Origin of the sequence: [Clostridium] ammoniilyticum (assembly GCF_025566905.1) — a bacterium.
GTDB lineage: Bacteria > Bacillota_I > Bacilli_A > Erysipelotrichales > Coprobacillaceae > Faecalibacillus > Faecalibacillus intestinalis.
Window position 1 is genome coordinate 177087 of sequence record NZ_JAOQJR010000003.1, and the last position, 21333, is coordinate 198419.

Genomic DNA, 21333 nt, shown 5'->3' on the forward strand with positions numbered 1-21333 from the left:
CATAAAGAGGAGATTCTCCATGTTTAACTTAATAATTATACTTTTATCAACACTTAATGATGAACCAAAAGGTTCAAATAACTATAAAATAGCTAAATATATGATAGAAAATATGCGCGATTTAGAAGAATATTCTCTCACAGATCTAGCTCAGGCTTGCTATGTGTCAAATTCTAGTATTTCGCGCTTTTGTCGTGATATTGGACTTAAAGATTTCAATGCATTGAAAAATCAAATCGCAAAGTTTTCTGTTGAGTCTGCTCGCTTAAAAAGAAAGTTTGACTATGAAAAATATGAATCCTCATCAATGTTTCAATCATATGTAAAAAATGTTATTTCCAATTTAAATTACTTCTTAGAAAATGATATTGAAAAACAAATCAATACACTTGTTCAAGAAATCAGTTCTTATCAAAAAATAGCCGCTTTTGGCTATATGCAATCTGAAAGTGTTGCCTGCAATTTACAGTTCGATCTGCAAACAAGTGGTAAACTTATCTTTTCTTGTTTTAATATCAAAGATCAGGCAGACTATATTACTGACGCTGATGAAAATAATCTTATTATTATTTTTTCAGAATCGGGAACCTATTTTGATCGTATTTTTCCAAGAGCCAAGCCATTCAAAAGTAACAAAAAGAAACCAAAGATATGCATGATTACTTCTGATCAGTCAATAGAATATCCATTTATCGATTTCTATATCCGTTATAACAGTAAAGGTGGCTATGCAAGTCATCCCTATCCATTACAGCTTATTTCTGATCTAATCTGTATCAAATATTCTGAAACTTTATAAATAATAAACAGGTTTACCATCGCAAACCTGTTTATTTTTATATAATAGGGTCTAAAATTTGTTCGAGTTTGAAATTTCCATTTGAATAACCAACAATCATTGCTGAAGCATTATTAGGAAATTTAAAAGATTGTTGAGGTAATAATGATTTGATAAATCCATATAACGAACAGCCGTGCCCTACAATTAAAACGGTATCCTTTTCATTACAATCCTCTATGATTTCTTGAACGGCTTTATGATGTTTTAAAATAACATCATGAATATCTTCTCCTTCATAAGGTCTGTAATCCATATCCAAATCTTCTAACCAGTTTGGTGATTCAATATTGAGTTTTCTTACAAGTTCTGTGGATATTCCTTCAAGTATTCCAAAATTAACTTCTTTAAAACGTTCTTCATAAATCGGTTCGACTTCTTTTTTACTTAGAATAATATTTGCCGTTTGTACTGCCCTACCCAATGGAGATGTGTAGGCTTTATCTATTTGGTATTGTTCTAGCTGTTTTGAAATATTTTCAACTTGTTTGATTCCTACTTTTGATAAAGGAGAATCACACCAACCCTGTGTCAGATTGATTTCATTAAAATGTGTCTTTCCATGTCTTACAAATATAAATCTCATTATAACTTACCTTTAAAACTAAAACGTAAATGATGTTTTTCTTTATCTAATAAGAATTCATCATGTGTCTTAGCACCCCATGTATCATCACCAGCAATACCCATTTGTTTTTCATTGATACATAAAACCGTTTGATAAACATTTGGAAGTTCATCTTTGTGACGTGCATTTTCTAATTCATAAGGTGTATAGTGTAAAGCTGAAAATTCAAAATCTTCACCTTTGATTTTTAATTTTGTATTTTCACCTGCAACTGATAATTCTCTTACATGCGTTCTGTTACCACATTCTTGTGGATATAAATAAGGTGTTAAATTGTCTGTTACTTGATAAGTATATTTTCCAAGAAGTGCCCCTTTGTTTCGATCAATATAGTTTTCTTCTGGACCAAATCCATAATAATTTACTTCTTCCATATCTTTATATAATTGGAAGATAAGTCCAAATACAGGCATTTCAATTTCAGAAACAACCGGTTGATAAGACATATCTACAATGATTTTACCATCACCATAGACTTCATAAACTAAATGAACTTTTTCATCTTGTAAATTTGGCAAATCATAAGCATATTCAATCTTGCAAGAACAGTCTCCTTTTGAAATACCAACAAACTCACATTTTGCATATAGACTGGCAGTTAACCATTTACCATAGCGATAACCATATTTGTTTTCAACATCATTATTTGTAGCTGCTCTAAAGAAATTTGGTCTGACAGGTACTCTAATATATTCTTGTTGATGATATCTATAAGAAACCAAACCTTTTTGTTTTGAGAAAATCACATTGAAATCTTTTCCTACAACGCCTACATTCAAGTAGTCTTCAACGATATCTACGTGTTTTGTTGTATGAATGTTATGTGTTTTATTTTTTACTTCATAGATATATTGTTGTTGAGCGTATATTTCATGATTCTTTTTCAAATAGACTGTTACTGCACATTCTTGGTCTTGATCATTTATTTTAAATGGATTTTCAACAACAACTGATGATAATGGTTTACAATCTACTGTCATTGTTTTACTTTGAACAACATTACCATTGCATAACATATCCATTTGTAATTGATATTCATTTAAATCAGTAAATAAATAATTATTGCTGATATGAATAACATCTTCATCTATTCTAAAATCTACATATTGATAACAGTATTTGACTTCTTGCATCTTTGGAGTATTTGTACGGTCTGCAAAAACAATACCGTTTCCACAGAAATCATAATCACTTGGCCTTTCACCAAAGTCCCCACCATAACATAATTTTCCATCATGGTATAATGCTTGATCGATGTAATCCCAGATGAATCCACCTTGATACAAGGAATATTTCTTTTCTAAATCAATATATTTGAATAATGCTCCATTACTGTTTCCCATAGAATGGGCGTATTCACATAAAATAAACGGTTTATCTTGATGTTCCTTTAAGTATTTTTCAACATCAACTGCAAAAGTATACATTTGACTTTCAATATCACTTGTTTCATTGTAACGACGATCATGTGAAAGCCCTTCATAATGAATCAAACGAGAAGTATCTTTTTGTTTCATAAACTTAGACATTTCATAAAGATTTTTACCACCATAAGATTCATTTCCTAATGACCAAATAATAATCGAAGGATGGTTTTTATCTCTTTCATACATGGAATTGGCACGATCTAAAATAATATCTAGCCATTCAGATTTATCATCTGGTATGATATGTGTTTTATCAAAAAGTTCACTCCAAGTTCCATGTGTTTCAAGATTGACTTCATCAATGACATAAAGACCATATTCATCGCATAAATCATAAACAAATGTTTGATTTGGATAATGACATGTACGTAAAGCATTGATATTATTGGCTTTCATATTCAAGATATCTTTTTTAGTATCTTCATAAGAAACCGTTCTCCCTGTCTCAGCTGAAAATTCATGTCGGTTGACACCATGAAAAACAATTCTTTTACCATTGATACACATGATACCATCAATAAGTTTAAATTCTCTGACACCAACATTATGTTGACTACATTCAACCAAACCCTTTTCATCCATGATTTCAACATATAATTGATAAAGATGTGGTTTTTCTGCTGACCATAAATGAAGATCATCGAATTCAAAATTGATTGGACTGCAACAATCTTTGCTTTCTTTTTGTCCAATAACTTCATCTTTATACTTTAAAGTATAGACTGCTTTAAAACGATGATGATTATTTTCAATCATTGGCGTTACTTCAACAGTTGCATGATCATAATTTTCATTTAAATGTGTCAAAATCTTGATATCTTTTAAATGAACGTGTGGTACCATTTGAAGTTCAACATCTCTAAAAATACCTGAAAAACGCCAGAAATCTTGATCTTCTAACCAACTTCCACTGCTGAAACGATAAACGTTAACAGCAATCTTATTTTCTCCATTAACAATCAAATCTGTAATATTAAAACTTGAAGGTGTAAATGTGTCTTCACTGTAACCAACAAATGTTCCATTGACCCATAGAGCCATGGCTGATTCAACACCATGGAAAGTAATATAAGTATCAACATTATCTTTGATTACTGAACTGTCAAAATAAGTGACATAACTTCCAATTGGATTTTTATCAGGAATTTCTCCAGGAATAATTTGTTCTGTTCCTGACCAAGGATAGATTTGATTGACATACATTGGTTTTCCATAACCTTGTAATTGAATATGTCCAGGTACTTTGATTTCATCCCAGTGATCTACACAATAATCTTTATTAGAAAACTCCGGTATTAATTGATTAAATCCTGTTGCATAATGAAACTTCCAGCTCCCATTTAATGAATAATTGAAACTGCTTTGTTTTTCTTTTAATTCTTTAATACTTGCATATCTATGAATCGATGCTGTTGCGCTTAAACGATTGACATTAAAAATCTTTGGATCTTTGACCCATTCATTTTTCATTTCCATTTTTCTTTCCTCCTGACTATATTATAAATTAACCCTTAAAAATAGAAATGGAACAAAGTACAATATAGGGTAAAAAAGTATGATTATAAATTATTTTTCATTAAATAAATATAAAAGATAATAATCCTATATTGACTTTATAAAAACTAACATATCTTTTAAAGTTTTGGCTTTGTATATTTTTCATCATAAATCTTATTAGCAAGTTTAACATCACCTAATATTTCACATAAACCGCCAGCTTGCCATAAAAATGGTTCACTATCCTTATGTGCTTGATAAGCAGCATTTGAAACTATTTGTATAGATTTGTCATTATTTTTAGCAGCAGATAAAACTAATTGTGCTTTATACAATAATGAACCTCTTTCTATATGGTAATCACTTGTTACAATAGCAATTTTATCAATATCTATATATTTTTTTCTAAGAATGTTATATGTAAATTTAGCATTTTCAACAGTTGATGATGATTTATTTTCAATAATCAATCTATCTTTGTTCAATCCATTATCAATAAGCCATTGTGCCATTTGATCTGCTTCAGTTACATTAGAATTGTTTTTTGCAGTTCCTCCACCAGTACAAGCAACATATGCATTAGGATATTTGTTTGCGCTATCTAATGCAACTTTCAAACGTCCAATAAGTTCATCTTGCATAGTACCATCATCATTAAGTTGATATCCTAAAACAACAATGCATAATTTATTACTATTATCTAATCCATCAGGCAATATATCATTATTAATCTCAAGTTTTTCATGATTTGTTTGCCAATACTTCATAATTTCATCCCATTGCTTTGCTTTTGAAGAGTCAACATCTTCTAATTCTTCCAATAGATCATTTACTTTATCTTTTGATTTTGACTCATAAGTCCCATAATATAAAATCATATCTTCAATAATTTCTTTTGCATTTCTTTTTGAAGTAGCCTGAGAGCAACCTGTAAACATAGTTAAAACTAAAACACAAATCAATAATTTATATATCTTTTTCATAATCTATCCTTCTTTCTTAAAATATTTATGTTTTATAAACTACTATTCTACTCTAACAACAAAAATTTATTAAAAATAGATGTTCCCTTTTATCCTCCTTTCTTAAGCATCTATTAATAAGAAATAAAAAAACCAACAATTAATATGGAATAAGATCCATTTAATTATCGGTTTTGCCTACTAAAAGTCACAATCCTTTTATACTATAAATTATAGCATTAAATAAGTGTAAAGTATATTAATGTTATATTTTATTCTAATATTATTTAATTATTATTGTATTCGTCTTCCAGTCCAGAAAAATGTAATAATTTCAATATAATCAAAGAAAGATTATAGCATAACCATCTTATATCTAATTGATTCCCTGCAAAATTAGTATTTCCTTTATATTCTGGAAATCTAAAATACTCAGGATTATCTCCTTCAATGTATTTACAATATAGTTCACAAAACAAATCCACCCATTCCATATATTGCTCCTGAATTTTATATACACTATCGAACTCATCATACAACTTTTTTAAACCATGGCTTTTTACAACACTTCCTTTCTTTACCATGATTAAATATTTTAAGCCTAATTCAATTGCATGTCTTCCTATGTATACCGTAACTACAGAATCAGGCATTACTTTCGTTGATTTATCAAATGCTTCTATATAGTCAAACCAATATTTTTTCCACAAATAGATTCGATCTGCAATTTTATAATTCTTTTCTGTCCCATTAAACTTTCTTATGCTGTCTAAAACATCATCTATTTTATCTTTAAAAGTAATACTATTTTTTCTAGAGCTTTTTGCTATATCATTTGCATCCTCTCCATGAAATTTAGGGGAACATCCGTAATTAATGTGCGAAACAGAAAAAGCTCCATCCAATTCTAAACCATCCGTATATTTTATATCAAAACTATCAAACATATCTATACCTCGTATAAATTATTATTTATTTCGTCATTTTTACATCATAGCTTATTTTGCCACTTATTCTAAATAAAAAAATATGGCATAGTACCATATTTTTTTAAAGTATTTTAATCTTACATAATAAACACATTAGGTTATTAAGAGGGTTGGGTTTAAAGAAATGACATAAAACACTTTATATATTTATAAATAGCATTTTTTAATCATGACATTTTAGACTTTAGGAAACTCTTTTATTAAATAAAATGCTACATATAAATTAAATTTGAGTAAAATCATCAATTACCTTTATAACACCAGGTAATTTTTCATATTCGTCTTTCTTGTTCGCTGAATCAATAACAATAATCATATTGCAACCTGAGTTATAAGCGTTTTGAATACCACTTAATGAATCTTCAATAATCAAGCAATCTTTAATATCAGTCTTAATGACATCTGCTGCTTTTTTAAACATTGCTATCTTATTTTCGTAAGTACCATCATCATAAACAATATCAGATGGTGCAATCCATTTATCTAAGTTAAATGATTCTACAAAGAAATCAATGTTTTCTTTAATTGATGCACTTGCAATTGTAAATGGTACTTTTTTTTCTGTTAGCAAATCAAAGTATTCTTCTGATCCTTTAACCAAATGAAAATTTTCAGTATCTTCTTTACAAAATTTTCTATAGTATTCTTCTTTTAATGAAGAATATTTAACAATATCATCCTCTGTGCATTTATCACCTAACATATACTGAATGATTTGTTTATTAGGTACTCCATTAAAGTGTTCATGGAGTTCTTCATCTGTTATACCTTTATTTCTTAATAATTGTGAAATAGCACCCCACGCTTTAACATGTTTATCATTATCAAAAAATAATGTACCATTAAAATCAAAGATGACTCCTCTATAATCCATAATTATACCTCTCTTGTTTCAATTACTTTTTTATACCAATATGCTGATTTTTTAGGATATCTTTCTTGTGTATCGTAATCAACATAGAATAATCCATATCTCTTATTATAACCATTTGACCATGAGAATACATCCATTAATGACCAAACAAAATATCCTTTTACATTTGCACCATCTTCAATTGATTTTAATAACCATTGTAAATGTTGTTTAATGTAATCAATTCTTGGAGAATCATCGATATTACCATTATCAAAATGATCTTTATATCCCATACCATTTTCAGTAATATAGATTGCTTTATAGTTTGGATATTGATTTTTAATTCTCATAATCATATCATACATACCTTCAGGATAAATTAACCAATCCCAGTCAGTTGTAGGGATACCTTCTTTAAACACTCTTTCTCCTACACCTTTTAATTTGAATTTTTTAGTACCTTTTTCTCCAGTACCATTGTGATGAATTTCATTTTCACCTTCATAAGCTTTAATAAAGTGACTTTGATAATGATTCATTCCTAAATAATCATTATCTTTTGCTGCTTTTTTCATAATTTCAATATCTGTTGGATCATATTCAAATTTTCCATTGTTAATATGAACTAATTCATTGATAATTTTAATTGTTTCATCTGTATAGTATCCTAAGAAAGTTGCATCCAATAAGAATTGATTAGCTAACACGTCCTCTTTTTTTGCTGCATATACATCTTTTGGATCATTTTCATTTAAAGGATATTTAGTTTCTAATGAATGAATGATTCCAATTTTGCCTTTGTAACCTTTTTCTTTATAAGCACAAACTGCTTTAGCATGTGCTACCATCATACCATGCATTGATTTAACTGCTTTTGTAATATCATAAGTAATACATGGTGGGAATGTTCCTTCAATATATTGATTTGTGGCAATTGGCCATACTTCATTGAATGTAAACCAATAAGTTACTTCATCTTTATATTCTTCAAAACAGAATTTTGCATACTCTTCAAAAGCATCAATTGTTTCTCTTGATAAGAAGTCCCCTTGACTATGTAAAGCATCAGGAGTATCAAAGTGATGTAAAGTTACATAAGGTTCTACACCATTTTTATGACATTCTTGGAATACTCTATGATAGAAGTCTACACCTTCTTGATTGATTCTTCCTTTTCCGTCAGGAAAAATTCTTGACCATGCAATAGAAATTCTTATACCTTCAATTCCAAAATCATTGCATAATTTTAAATCCACAGGATATTTATGGTAGAAATCACTAGCAGGATCAGCTGAGAATCTACCTTGTTTAGCTAAATAATCATCCCATGCTACTTTTCCTTTTCCATATTCTCTAGTACTACCTTCACATTGATAAGCAGCTGTTGCTCCACCAAATACAAAATCTTTACTAAATTTCATAATTTTCTCCTTAACTTAACGATATTGAATAACCATTAGGATTAGACCTAATGGTTATTATTAAATTCTATTCTTCTCCATCTAAAATTGAGAATACAAATTGTAATGCTTTTTGAGGATTACGAGTTAATTCAATATATTTTTTACCTTCACAAGCAACACATTTAATTCCAATACGATCTGTATCTTTCTTTAAATCTTCATAGTAGTTTGCTACTTGAGGAGCTAGAACTACTAAATCATAGTCTTTTAACATATCATAGTGTGCACCGTAAGAACCTGCGGCAGTAATAATTGAAATGCCTTGTTCATCAGCACCTTTAGCTAATGCATTAGCCAATAATCCACTAGTACCCCCACCAGCACATAACACTAATACACGCTTTTCATTAACTACATCAGATGAAACTTCAACATCTTCATCTTCTTCTTTAACATATCCACTTTTTTCATCTTCTTCTTCACATTTTTGTTTATCATAAACTTTGAAGAATGGATAATAAACTACGAAATCTACAACCAAAACTAATACTGCAAATAGTATTGATAACAATGTAATTCCACATCCTAATACAATACCAAGTGGTGCTGGTGTTGTCCAAGGAAGAATATACATGAAACTGTTCATTCCTAAAATATCTACAAATGCTTTGAACATCCATACATTTAAGATTGGTGCAACAATAAATGGAATAAAGAAAATTGGATTTAAGATCAATGGTGCACCAAATAAGATTGGTTCATTAACTCCGAATAATACAGGAATCGAACTTGCTTTACCTACTGCTCTTAATTCTTTAGATTTTGCCATGAAAGCAAACATTAATGTTACAACAAGAGTTGCTCCTGTACCACCTAATGTAGCTACGAATTGTTGACAACCAGGTGTTAAAATGTTAGCTGCATGTTTTCCAGCTTGGAATAATTCTAAGTTGTTAGCAATGTTTACATAATAAATTGCTGAAACTGCTGGTTCAACAATTGATGGCCCTTGAATACCTACGAACCAGAATAATGACATAGCTCCATAAATAATAGCTAATCCTAAATATCCGTCTGCTGCAGTAAATAAAGGTTTGAAGAATTCAATAACTGATTCAGCGAAACACATACCTACAAAATGTCTAAATGCTATATCAAATAAAGCTAATAATAAGATTGAAACTCCGAAAGGAATAACATCTGCAAATGTTTGTGAAATATTTGGTGGTACTTCTTCTGGCATATGAATTGTAATATTTCTTTTAACACAGAATTTGTACACATTACATACAAAGAATGCTACTAAGAAGGCTGTTAATAACCCTTTAGATCCCATGTATCCACTTGAGAATCCGCCTTTAATAGAATCAACACCTACAACTAAGAAACCTACAATACCTGCCATAAGAGTTGAAATATTATTGATTTGTCTATTAACTGGCATATCTCTATTTAAACTGTCACATAAGTTTTTTGCTGTTGTCCCAGCTACAAGCACTGCTAATAATCCCATTGAATAGTTATATGGTTTTAAAATCATTGCTTCGATATCACTAGGCCAATAGAATCCAAAAATGTTTGGTACATAAGCAAGTAACATGAAGATACTTGAGAATAGTACTACTGGCATAGCTGACATGAATCCATCACGGATTGCTTTTAAATACTTATTTCTAGAAACTTTTTCAAAGAAAGGCTTAGCTTTCTCGATTTTTCCAATCAACGCATCCATCTTTTTTTACCTCATTATCTATAAATATCTAATAAATTGTTAATAATATCTTTTAATAAAATTGTTGTCATCAAATGATCTTGAGCATGAACAGTAATAAATCCAATATCAATGTGTTCTCCTCTAGCTTCCATTTGTAATAATTCTGTTTGTGATTTATGAGCATCATTTAAACATTCATTCGCTTCTGCAATCAATTTATCACATTCACCGAATTCTTTTTGTTTAGCTTTTTCTACAGCTAATAATAATTTACTTCTTGCGTCTCCTGAGTACGCTACAATTTCAAACCCAATCATTGAGGCTTCTTCTTTTGTCATAATTAATTTCTCCTTTTGTTATTAATAATAATTTCTATAATTGTTGCTTTATCACTGTCACTAAATGTAACATTAAACGTTGATTCAAGTTTCTTAGAGGCTTCAGAAACCATTGTAAATTCATCATGATACTTTGTTCTTATACTATCCAAATTAAAATTGACCGCAGATGCTTGCTTTTTTGTCAATCTGTCAATTAAGCATCCCATATGAATAAGCATTCCTAATCTTGTATCTTCTGTAAATGGTTCTTCAAATATTTCTTCTAGTTTCTTTACAAATGGTAATAATGAGTTTTGAAGGTCATCATAATTGAATATCTCAAACTGTTCTGTTAAGTATTCAATGATATCAAAATCATCATCGCTTTCTGCAAATAATTCATGTATTGTATAAACTTTAGGTAAATGTTGATAATCTACAAATTTTATATTGAAGATATCAGGATTATAAGTTCCTACAATCCCGATAACCTTACCTTTAAGTTTGATTTCATTGATTCTATTGATTAAACTGTGCTTATCAGAAATATTAAATGATAATATTTGATAATCTCTGTAATCCTCTAAAGTCTGTAAATATCTTTTAATACTTTCACTGTTATTTTCATTAGCTGACGATAATGCAATAATAACATCCTTATTGCTCATTCTTGAATATGATTTATCGGAATATTCACTAACCAAATGATCATAAATATCATCAACATTCTTTCCTTCTTCAGCTTGTTTACAAGCAGACATCGCTAATAATGGAATAGGAACTTCAATTGATCTAATATTTATCTTTGTTTCTTCCATGATTGAATCCAACATGACTTGAATAGAACCCATATCATATAGAGCTAATATTCCTCTTCCTTGATTTATTTCAATAATCTTATTTTTTAATTGCTCATAAGATTCTTTTGGATCATCTTCTAATGATAAGTCAAAAGCTTCGATATTTTTTACCGGCATCAGAAGTTTGACAACTTCTACTATTGACTGTGCTGTTTTACTTCCATGCATTACAATTAATGTAACAACATTTCTCTTTTTTAGTTTTTCATTTTCTTGAAGAGTTAAAACCAAAGTTATAAAAGCACTTTCGTCCATAGATAGAGTTACATTGAATTCTTTTTCTATTGATTTTAAAAACTTTCTAGAAAACACATACTGTTCATCATACTTATCAATGATTTCCATAATATTTTCATTAGAAATTCTTTGTTTTGAACTGTTTCTAACTATTGCATTATTCAAATGAAGACATATTGCATAATATATTTTATTTGAATAAACCTGATTAAATCGAACACTTGCACTGTTTAAGAATTTTTCTACAGAATTAATTAACTTTGTAGAGCAAATTTTTTTGATTTTATCTTTATCTATATCATGTGTAATTTGTTTTAAGTAGTCATCAATCTGTTCTTCAATATTAGCAATTAGATAAGCATCTTTTTCTTTTTCATTTGCCATTTTTCCAAGAGCTTTGTATTTTTGTTCTAACTGTGCATAGATATCTAAATTTTCACTTTTAATCTTTTTTCTCAATGTTCGATTATGATTGAATACATATGTTGTATCCTTCTCTAAAACATTAGTTAAATCATTTATATGCTTTTTAATATATAAAAGTCCTTTTCTGACATTAGGTGGTAAATCACCTAATTCAATAACTATGTTCGTATTCTTTTTTGACTTAGAAAGTGCATTTGCAACACCAAATTGAATGTTGTTTCTAAGTTCAATAAGATTATCCTTACAAGGATAAAGTAATAAACATTGCATTAAACCATCATTAATTTCAATTGATCTATTCAAATTATTTGATTCATTTTGAAAGAATTTTTCAATAAACTGGAATCTTTCCGAGAGATTTCTGTTATCCAAGGAAGGGATATGGACCATAAAATTAAAGTAATCTCGTAAGTAATCCAATTTATCGAGGTCTTCATTAAGATGAATAATAAGTATAAAATCAAAATCGGAATTATTTTTTAACATTCTAATAACATTTGAAATCAAATCTTTAGACACTACATTTACATTCTTTATTAAAATCAATCCATGATTATTTTCTAAAAAAATATTTTCTTTACCTATTAACTTTTCACTTATTTGTTTCTCATTGTAATCTAAACAATCAACAATTTTGAAATTTGAATCTTTCTTTAAAATTCTTTGAAGGCACACATATTCGTAAATCTTTTCCGCTAATGTTCTCACCCCTATACCCTTTTGCCCTGTAAAAAGAATTCTTGGTATTCTCATAGGGTATGCAATAGCAGATTTTGTAAACTGAATCGTATCTTTTAAACTTAAATCTTGTCCAATCAATGAATCAAAAACTTGATTTTCAATTTGTACTTCTTGATCTGTTGACAGATAATAAAGCACAGGACGCCCTTTTGTTTTTTCAATTTTTCTTTCATCAACCAACTGATTCAATATACTTGAAAGATTACTCCTACGCATTTCCAATTTTTCAGATAGAAATTGTGTATCTAACTTAGGAGTTTCATCATTTATTGTTTTAAATCTTTTAGAATATTCAACAATAAAATCAAATACTTTTTCTTTGTTTGTTTTCATTTGTATCTCCCTTTTCTATCCATATTCATCATACAAAATAAAAAATCACTTCTCAAACTAACTAAATTTTCGTTATTTATACAATATGACTAGTAATAATTAAGAATTACATATTTAAAAGTCATAATAAATAAACCAATTAAACACTCTTTTGACTTTTTAATATTTTTTGCATTAGTGTATAAGCTTTTTTTTTAAATTATAAACAAATTAAACACTATCAATCTTTTTTGAAATCTTCTAATATGGAATTTATATTTTTTTATTTTATCATAATTTAATATAATTCTTTTTTATTCAAAACGAATAAAAAAGAATTAATTGAAGCTATTTCATGGAAAGTATCTCTTCCAGATGCAGAAATTGAAAAAGTAACCACAAGTTTTATAAAAGTAATTTCTAATAAGTTAAAAAAGAATTTGGTATTTTTGAAGTAAGAAATCGTAGCGAAAGACAAGGTAGAAATCCTGCAACTGGAGAAACAAATACTATCAAAAACAGTAAATCACCAACATTAAAAGCCAGGTCTTTATTAAAGTAAAGTATTAATCAAAAATAATTATTAGAGTCACTAATATAAAATTATGTTTTAAATTTATAAATTTGGAAAAATAAAGACCATATAAATCACACATGAAAAATATAATTTATTTGAACTTGCCTACTTAAAGTCATAATCTATGTTTAAATTAATGATGTTTAGCATAAATTTCTTATCTATGCTAGAAACTTTACAACATTTTGTCTTGATATGTTATTTTTTTAATTAATACTCATATTTTCTATATTATCATTTAAAAATTTCATTTCTTCAATTGATAAATTATATTGATATTTTTCTCGTATATATTTATTTACGATATTAGTACACATATTAGATTTGGAATCGTTTGTAAATTTTGATTCCTGATGAACTTTAATACCTTGATTGATCAACTTTACAATTTCTCTTGATAAACTAATAATATTGTTTTTAAAAATTATATATTTTTCTGAATTCTCTTCTAACTTTATATTATATGTTTTCTCTACAATATACATTATTTCATTAACAAGAGTGCCCACTTGATCATCTTCTTTTTCCTCAATGAATGAGTAATTTTTCAAACAAAGTAATATGTATTTAATTTCTGTTTTAGTAAGTTTAATATTTATTTTTTCGTATATGTATTGCATGATTTCACTTTCAAAATCATTCTCAATTCTAGTATTCATTGCTTTGTTTTGAAATAATTTTTTATTGTTTTCTCGTGCATTTAAAACAAAAGAAAGATAGCTGGCTATCATTCCAATGACTTCATTATAGAACTGAGTATTCCACTTTACCGATGCCATCTTTACAATATTTCGTGCCAATTTGTAATGAATAGACTGATTGATATCCATTTCTCGTCCAATTGGCAAATAAAAGATTTTTTCTATTTTATTATTGTCTATTGTATTTCCTGCTTTTTTTCTAAATCCAACACCTGGACCCATAACTACTATTTCTCCTGTATCATCATTATAGGATGTTACATAATTATTATTTAATATCTTATTTATTTTCAAATTATCTTTCCCCTTTTCTTTTAAATTATATTAATATCTATTTCATTTCAAAAGAGAATAAAGTATAATTAAGGGTAAATTAGTATGATATAAATTATTTAAAGGAGAAATTATGATTGAACTAGAAAAAATGCTAAAAGACTTATACCTTCTTTCAGGATTAAATATGTCTATTTTTGATTTAAATCAAAATTTATTAGCTTCTTATCCACACAAAAAATCAAAATTTTGTAACGAAATAGGAAAAAATAAAAAATCATACCAACATTGTTTGGATTGTGATTATAAGGCTATGGAACACGTAAAAGAATCAGGAGAATTATATATATACAAATGTCATTTTGGTTTAAATGAAGCTATTATGCCTCTATATTCCTACGGAGTTCTTACAGGATATTTAATGATGGGACAAGCAGTCATTGGTACATACAGAAATTATTCTGAGATCATTGAAAAATCAAAAGAATATTTTGATGACCAAGAAAAGTTAAAAAAATATGTGACCAAGATTGCAATCTTAAATGAAGATCAAGTCTATTCTTTTGCTAATATTTGTGATATATATGCAAAATACATTTCGCTTACAAACCGAGTACAAGCAAAACATGATAATCTAGCTCAAGAAATAAAAAAATATATTATTTCTAATTATAATAAAGAAATTACCATCGAACAATTATGTGCATACTTTTTTTGCAGTAGATCAACTTTGCTAAATCATTTTAAATCAAAATACAATACAACCATTCATAAGTTTTTGTTAGATTATAGATTAGAAATAGCATCCGAATTATTGATTAATGAAAAAATAAGTGTAAAGGAAATATCATATAAATGTGGATTTGAGGATCCAAATTATTTTTGTAAGGTTTTTAGAAAAAAATATAATAAATCCCCTTTAGAATTTAAAAATGAGAGAACATAAAAAGATACTGCAAAAGTATCTTTTTAATATTGAAAAGTATAAAATTTTCCCTTCTAAAAATAACTTAATTTTACAACATAATCTTTTTCAAGAATTTCATTTGTTAGATTATATTTTTCATTTTTTGAAGGAAACTTAATTTCTATCTCCATAATTACTATTTCGCTTCTTTTTTCATATTTAATATCAATAATATTCAAATTATTATTACTAAATAAATTTTCTATATCATATATGAGATTCTTTCTATATAACACCTCTAAACGAACTTTTATGGTATTTTGTGTCATTCTTAAGAAAAATCCCCTATGAAAAAGTGTTTGCAAACCAACAATAAGAAAAGTAGAAATTATTCCTAAATCATACAATCCACATCCAATACACATTCCTACTCCTGAAGTAGCCCACATTCCTGCTGCCGTAGTCAGTCCCGAAACAGTTCCATGTCTTACAAAAATAACACCAGCGCCTAAGAAACCTACACCACTTACAATTTGAGCAGCAAGACGAGATCCGTCTATATTTTTAAAATCACAAAAACCATATTTTGAGATCAGTACCATCAAAGCTGAACCTAACGCTAAAATAGCATGAGTTCTTATACCTGCACCTTTATTTCTGCTACTTCTTTCATAACCAATGCAACAACCACATATTGCAGCAATCAAAATTCTAACAAACCACTCAACGTGATAAATTAATACACTTTTTCCCATTACTATTTTTTGTTTTTACTCACAATAGATTGCTTTCAGTAGTTTTCTCTTTTCTTTTGTTAGATTGTATTCTTTTTCAAAATAATCATCATAACTTTGATACTTACACTTTATAGCATTAATCGCTAAAAGAATATTTTCTTCTCTTACATAGAGTAACTTATCTGCTAACTTTTGAAATTCTTTTGATACATTATGTTCCAAATAAAATTGGTCAATAAAATTTTTTAAATACTTATTAGATAATAGATATTCATTTATTGCATCTTCTTCATTCATATCTAATGCCATCATAACAAGAAAAGTAGCAATACCTGTCCTGTCTTTTCCAGCACTACAATGATAATAAACACTACCATCATTTTTAAGAAGTAATTTAAATAATTTATCAAATGCTTTATTATTAAAAGGCATATTTTTATATCCATCTAGAAGATATTGTGATAAATAATCTATTTGCGTTAAAGATAAATGCTTACTAAGTTCTTTACCAAAATCAAATCCCTGAAAACGCTCGTCTTGAAGTTGTAACGCACTTATACGTTCATAATTAATTCGATTTCCTATAATATCTGGATCTTTTTCAGCTTCATTTTGATCTCTGAAATCCAGTACATATCGTATATTTAGTTTTTTTTCGAAATAATTTATCTCATCTGGAATCAAACGATTTAAAGCACCACCTCTAAAAATCATATTAGCTTTTAATTTTTTGTTATCTTTATTAATATACCCTTTAACATTTCTAAAGTTATTTATGTTCTTCATTTTTGTAATGCCTCTTTTTCCAAATCATCAAATTGTTCTTTTGTTAAGCCAAAATCTCCTATACTTGTTAGTTTTATATTATGAAAATCACTTCCTCCACTTTTCAATAAATTATATTTTTTAGCAAAATGTTGAGTTAATGGATAATCATCTTCTTTCATACTTGGATGAGAAATTTCAATTCCATCAAGATCATATGAAACATATTTTTTTATTTCATCATAATTATCATACTCGCATGGATGAGCTAGGATAGCTATACCACCATCCTTATGTATTGCTTCTATGCCGCTTTTTACATCAATATATCCCATTTGTAGATCAACATCTTGAGATACTTTTCCTGCAAATAATTCTCTATATTTTTCCAAATTGTTATATTCTGGATATTTATTAACAATTGCCTGAAAAAGATGCATTTTAAACACTATATTATATGGAGAAAATTTTTTTGCTTCTTCATATGTTATATCCAATCCCTTATCATTTAGTTCGTCAATTAACTGATGATGATATTCATCTCTACATTTCAAAGTATGATTACATAATTCTTCTACATGTGTAGGGTTATCATTTAGCCATAACCCTACAACATGAACTTTCTTATAAACATCAAAATCATAACAGCTCATTTCCACACCTCGAATAGTCTTTATATTATTCTTTTCACAAATTTTTTTAACTTTATCATAGTGATAAAGTGTATCATGATCAGTTATTGCCACAACTTTTATTCCTCTATTCTTTGCTAATCTAATAACCTCTTCTATCGAATGAGTTCCATCACTATAATTAGTGTGAACATGTAAATCTGCATAAACCATATGTTTTCTCCTTAAATAACTGTTAATAAATCATCATTCATCTTAACTCTTTTTTCTTTGGTAGGAATAATTTCTAAATAATCATTTGAGTTGGTAATAACAACCATTGTTGTTAAATCCGCATCTCCTTGTTTTAGCAATTCTTTATCAAATTCAATTAACAAATCTCCTTGCTTTACTCTTTGACCTTTTTCAACGAATTGTTTAAATGGTTTACCCCCAAATTTAACAGTGTCAATACCAATATGAATTAAAATTTCCATATTTTTATCTGTTGTAATTCCAATAGCATGCTTTGTTTCAAATGTAGCAGAAATAATTCCTTCAACTGGCGAATATACCTTATTATCATTAGGAATAAGAGCAACACCCTTACCTAAAACTTCTTTAGAAAACATTTCATCATTTACAGAATTTAAGTCTAAAATTTTTCCACTTATTGGACTTTTTACATTATTCATCAAATTATGATTAATATCATTACTTTCTTCAACTGGATCATCAAATCCAATAACTAATGTTGCAATAAAAGTAACAACAGCAGAAATAATAATTGTAATAATTGCGTTGATTAAATTTGAATTACTTGTTCCACCAATCCACATAGGAATATTGATAATACTTGGTGTCATAAACGCATAAGCTTTTAGTCCAACAAAACCAGCATACAATCCTCCAGAAAAACATCCTATCATTACTGCATACATTGGTTTTTTCAATTTTAATGTAACTCCATAAATACATGGTTCAGTTATACCACCAAGAAAAGCCGTAAGTCCTGAAGATAAGCAAGTTTGTTTAAATTCTTTATTTTTTGTTTTTAAAGCACACGCCATTGCAGCTGCACCTTGTGACATATTTGCTGTCAATGTTAAAGTTCTTGAAAATGGATCATATCCTGATTGCGACAATATTTGAATTCCAGCGATAGCAAGTGTTGAATGCATTCCTGTAACTACAAGCCATGGATATACTATACATAAAATTGCAAGAGCAAACATTCCAAATGTGTTATAGATCCATAATAGTGCATTGCCTAAATAAATTGAAACAATACCCATTGCTGGTGCTAATACTACAAATGTTAATGGCACCATTATTAATAATGTTAATAATGGTGATAAAATATCTTTTATCATATTTGGTAAATATTTGTTTAGACCATACTCAACTTTACTCATTACCCAAACAACTAATATTGCTGGAATTAGTGAAGATGTATATGACATTCCATAAACAGGGAATATTCCCAAAATACTTCCAATAAATTTTGGATCCACCGCAGAAACAATACTGTTCCAATTAGGATGAACAAGTGCACATCCTAATAGTGCTGCCATAAATGTATTACATTTAAAATGTTTTGCTGCAGCTACTGCTACGAAAACAGGTAAAAAAGTAAAACCTGCATCAAAAACAAAATTGAAGATGTAATACGTCATAGATGTATCTGCATTAGCCCATCCCATCATAGATACAATCATCAGTAAGCATTTTCCTAATCCTGTACCGATTAGAATAGGTATAATTGGAGCAATTACTCCTATAATAGTTGAAATTAAAGAATTTATGATATTCTTCTTTTCTTTATTTTCATTATCTTTTTTTTCTTCTTTTTCCTCAATATTCGCTATTTTACAAATATCTAGATAAACATCATGGACATATGTCCCAATTACAATTTGATATTGTCCTCCCTTTTTTATTAATGATAGAACTCCTTTTATGTTTCTTACTTTTTCATCATCTGCTTGAGATTCATCTTTCAAGGTAAATCTCAATCTTGTCATACAATGTTGTAAAGAAACAATATTTTGTTTTCCCCCAACAGCCTCAATTATTTCATTTGAAAGTTCTTCATATTTCATAATATATTCCTCCTTTTTTGAATTCTTTCAAACTATGAGGTTTAGCCAACTGAATGTTACTATCCATCTATATGCAAATTATCTCTGTTTATTTTTTTAAGATAATCTTTGCAACATGTATTGTTAAAAATAATATTTCTTCATCTTCTAAAATGTAATCGTACTTTTGTTTTACATATTTTTTTATTTCCAAGACGCATAAATATGCATCAACATATTTTTCTTTCATTATTTCTAAAATATCATTATTTAATGAATCGATTTGATTATGTTTCATATGATTAAAACAACGTAAACCAAAATATTTTAAATGTGTAACAAATCTATAATATGATAAAGATTCTTCATCAAATTCTATATGAAAATAATTCTTTACTATCTCCAATATTTCTTTAATAAAAGCAGTAATTTCATAGGCATTTTCTATTGCATTATCAGTTTCACTACATACAATATGTAAAGCGATAAATCCAGCTTCATTTTCATCCATAGATATTCCATATTTAGCCTTTATTAAAGTTAATGCCCACATTCCCAATTCAAATTCTTTTCTATAGAAACTTTTAATTTCCATTAATAGCTGATTTTTTAATATAACCCCTTCTTTATATCTCTCTATACTTGTATGAATATGATCTGTTAAAGTAATATAAAGAGAGTCATCAATTCCCACTTTTAATTCTTTCTTTGCTTTTTGAATTATTTGATCAGAAGTATCCATATATTCAATTGGAATGTCTTTTAGCATGTTTAGCATCTTTTTTTGTTCATCTTTTAAGCTTAATTCAAAGGTCTTATTGACTTTACTAATATCAATAAGATCGCCATTTCTTTTTCCATAAGCAATTCCTTTACCCATAACGATTATTTCTTCATGATCATCGTTTATAGTAATTACAACATTATTATTAAGAATCTTTTTTATCAACATTGTTACTCCTCCTTAAATAATAAAAACCTGATTACAGAATAAAAAGCATCCGTAAGCAGGTTTTGTGTAGTCATATACATACTATTACAATCCATCTATTACACTATTATGATAGCACTTCCATTTTTTTGTGTCAATTACAATACTGATTAATGCGTCCTGTTTTTTTACTTTATAACCTAATATTCATAATATAGTTATAAGAATAAAACAGTATAATAAAAATTATGGTATTAAATAGTTCTATCGAACATATAAACAATAATATTCTTGATATTACTTTTTTGAAATACTTGAATACATAAAATAAATTATATATATCGATGATGGATTTATTCCTTCTTGTAATGCAATATAATTCACATATTCATGTTTTTTTTCAAATTCTTCTTGATTATTTGATGAGCCTTGAAGCTCTTTTGTATCTAGTATGCTCTTAACCTGTGTATATAGCATTTTCATTTTACTTAAAGAAATCGAATTTATTTCATATATTATTTCCTCTTTAGTCATTTTTCT

The 21333-nt window shown here is 27.9% G+C and carries 17 protein-coding genes and 1 pseudogene; 3 read left to right on the top strand and 15 right to left on the bottom strand.

Going from position 1 to position 21333, the window contains the following annotated elements; genetic code table 11:
• Positions 1 to 19: 19 nt before the first annotated feature.
• On the top strand, positions 20 to 799 hold the full coding sequence (locus OCV55_RS04440) for a MurR/RpiR family transcriptional regulator (protein ID WP_117793008.1): 780 nt from the start codon (positions 20 to 22) through the stop codon (positions 797 to 799).
• A 37-nt stretch (positions 800 to 836) separates the two neighbouring features.
• Here the strand turns inward: OCV55_RS04440 and OCV55_RS04445 are convergent, their stop codons facing one another.
• The 9 genes from OCV55_RS04445 to OCV55_RS04485 form a co-directional block, all read right to left on the bottom strand.
• Positions 837 to 1424, bottom strand: coding sequence for a histidine phosphatase family protein (locus tag OCV55_RS04445; RefSeq protein WP_147579923.1), 588 nt, complete (start codon positions 1422 to 1424; stop codon positions 837 to 839).
• Positions 1424 to 4369 carry a glycoside hydrolase family 2 TIM barrel-domain containing protein gene (locus OCV55_RS04450; protein ID WP_147579924.1) on the bottom strand — a complete coding sequence of 982 codons (2946 nt, stop codon included), beginning with the start codon at positions 4367 to 4369 and terminating at the stop codon, positions 1424 to 1426. Before OCV55_RS04450 ends, OCV55_RS04445 begins: the two co-directional genes overlap by 1 nt.
• A gap of 158 nt (positions 4370 to 4527) precedes the next feature.
• Complete coding sequence (locus tag OCV55_RS04455; protein WP_147579925.1) at positions 4528 to 5373, bottom strand: YdcF family protein; 846 nt, start codon at positions 5371 to 5373, stop codon at positions 4528 to 4530.
• Positions 5374 to 5639: 266 nt separating this feature from the next.
• Positions 5640 to 6299 carry a hypothetical protein gene (locus OCV55_RS04460; protein WP_147579926.1) on the bottom strand — a complete coding sequence of 220 codons (660 nt, stop codon included), beginning with the start codon at positions 6297 to 6299 and terminating at the stop codon, positions 5640 to 5642.
• A gap of 265 nt (positions 6300 to 6564) precedes the next feature.
• Positions 6565 to 7215, bottom strand: a complete 651-nt coding sequence (locus OCV55_RS04465; RefSeq protein WP_147579927.1) for an HAD family hydrolase — start codon at positions 7213 to 7215, stop codon at positions 6565 to 6567.
• Between the two features lie 2 nt (positions 7216 to 7217).
• A complete protein-coding gene (lacG, locus tag OCV55_RS04470; RefSeq protein ID WP_147579928.1) occupies positions 7218 to 8618 on the bottom strand; it encodes a 6-phospho-beta-galactosidase in 1401 nt (466 codons plus the stop codon).
• A 67-nt stretch (positions 8619 to 8685) separates the two neighbouring features.
• Complete coding sequence (locus OCV55_RS04475; RefSeq protein WP_147579929.1) at positions 8686 to 10332, bottom strand: lactose-specific PTS transporter subunit EIIC; 1647 nt, start codon at positions 10330 to 10332, stop codon at positions 8686 to 8688.
• Between the two features lie 14 nt (positions 10333 to 10346).
• Positions 10347 to 10652 carry a PTS lactose/cellobiose transporter subunit IIA gene (locus OCV55_RS04480; RefSeq protein WP_147579930.1) on the bottom strand — a complete coding sequence of 102 codons (306 nt, stop codon included), beginning with the start codon at positions 10650 to 10652 and terminating at the stop codon, positions 10347 to 10349.
• A gap of 2 nt (positions 10653 to 10654) precedes the next feature.
• Positions 10655 to 13231, bottom strand: coding sequence for a PRD domain-containing protein (locus OCV55_RS04485; RefSeq protein ID WP_147579931.1), 2577 nt, complete (start codon positions 13229 to 13231; stop codon positions 10655 to 10657).
• A 317-nt stretch (positions 13232 to 13548) separates the two neighbouring features.
• Here OCV55_RS04485 and OCV55_RS14080 point away from each other — a divergent pair.
• Positions 13549 to 13772: pseudogene (locus OCV55_RS14080) on the top strand (HU family DNA-binding protein); the annotation flags it as partial.
• A gap of 221 nt (positions 13773 to 13993) precedes the next feature.
• Here OCV55_RS14080 and OCV55_RS04495 read toward each other — a convergent pair.
• Positions 13994 to 14782 (bottom strand): CAT RNA binding domain-containing protein, encoded by a 789-nt coding sequence (locus tag OCV55_RS04495; RefSeq protein ID WP_147579932.1) that lies wholly within the window; start codon positions 14780 to 14782, stop codon positions 13994 to 13996.
• 112 nt (positions 14783 to 14894) lie between these two features.
• Between OCV55_RS04495 and OCV55_RS04500 the strand changes: the two genes are divergently transcribed.
• Positions 14895 to 15707 (top strand): PocR ligand-binding domain-containing protein, encoded by an 813-nt coding sequence (locus OCV55_RS04500; RefSeq protein WP_147579933.1) that lies wholly within the window; start codon positions 14895 to 14897, stop codon positions 15705 to 15707.
• A 53-nt stretch (positions 15708 to 15760) separates the two neighbouring features.
• Here OCV55_RS04500 and OCV55_RS04505 read toward each other — a convergent pair whose 3' ends face one another.
• The 5 genes from OCV55_RS04505 to licT all read right to left on the bottom strand — a co-directional run bounded on the left by OCV55_RS04505 (position 15761) and on the right by licT (position 20814).
• Positions 15761 to 16423, bottom strand: a complete 663-nt coding sequence (locus OCV55_RS04505) for an MgtC/SapB family protein (protein WP_147579934.1) — start codon at positions 16421 to 16423, stop codon at positions 15761 to 15763.
• A gap of 15 nt (positions 16424 to 16438) precedes the next feature.
• A complete protein-coding gene (locus OCV55_RS04510; RefSeq protein WP_147579935.1) occupies positions 16439 to 17191 on the bottom strand; it encodes a tyrosine-protein phosphatase in 753 nt (250 codons plus the stop codon).
• Complete coding sequence (locus OCV55_RS04515; RefSeq protein ID WP_147579936.1) at positions 17188 to 18015, bottom strand: PHP domain-containing protein; 828 nt, start codon at positions 18013 to 18015, stop codon at positions 17188 to 17190. The genes OCV55_RS04510 and OCV55_RS04515 overlap by 4 nt, the downstream gene beginning before the upstream one ends.
• A gap of 11 nt (positions 18016 to 18026) precedes the next feature.
• Positions 18027 to 19883, bottom strand: coding sequence for a beta-glucoside-specific PTS transporter subunit IIABC (locus tag OCV55_RS04520; protein WP_147579937.1), 1857 nt, complete (start codon positions 19881 to 19883; stop codon positions 18027 to 18029).
• A gap of 88 nt (positions 19884 to 19971) precedes the next feature.
• Positions 19972 to 20814 carry a BglG family transcription antiterminator LicT gene (licT, locus tag OCV55_RS04525; protein WP_147579938.1) on the bottom strand — a complete coding sequence of 281 codons (843 nt, stop codon included), beginning with the start codon at positions 20812 to 20814 and terminating at the stop codon, positions 19972 to 19974.
• Between the last annotated feature and the right edge of the window lie 519 nt (positions 20815 to 21333).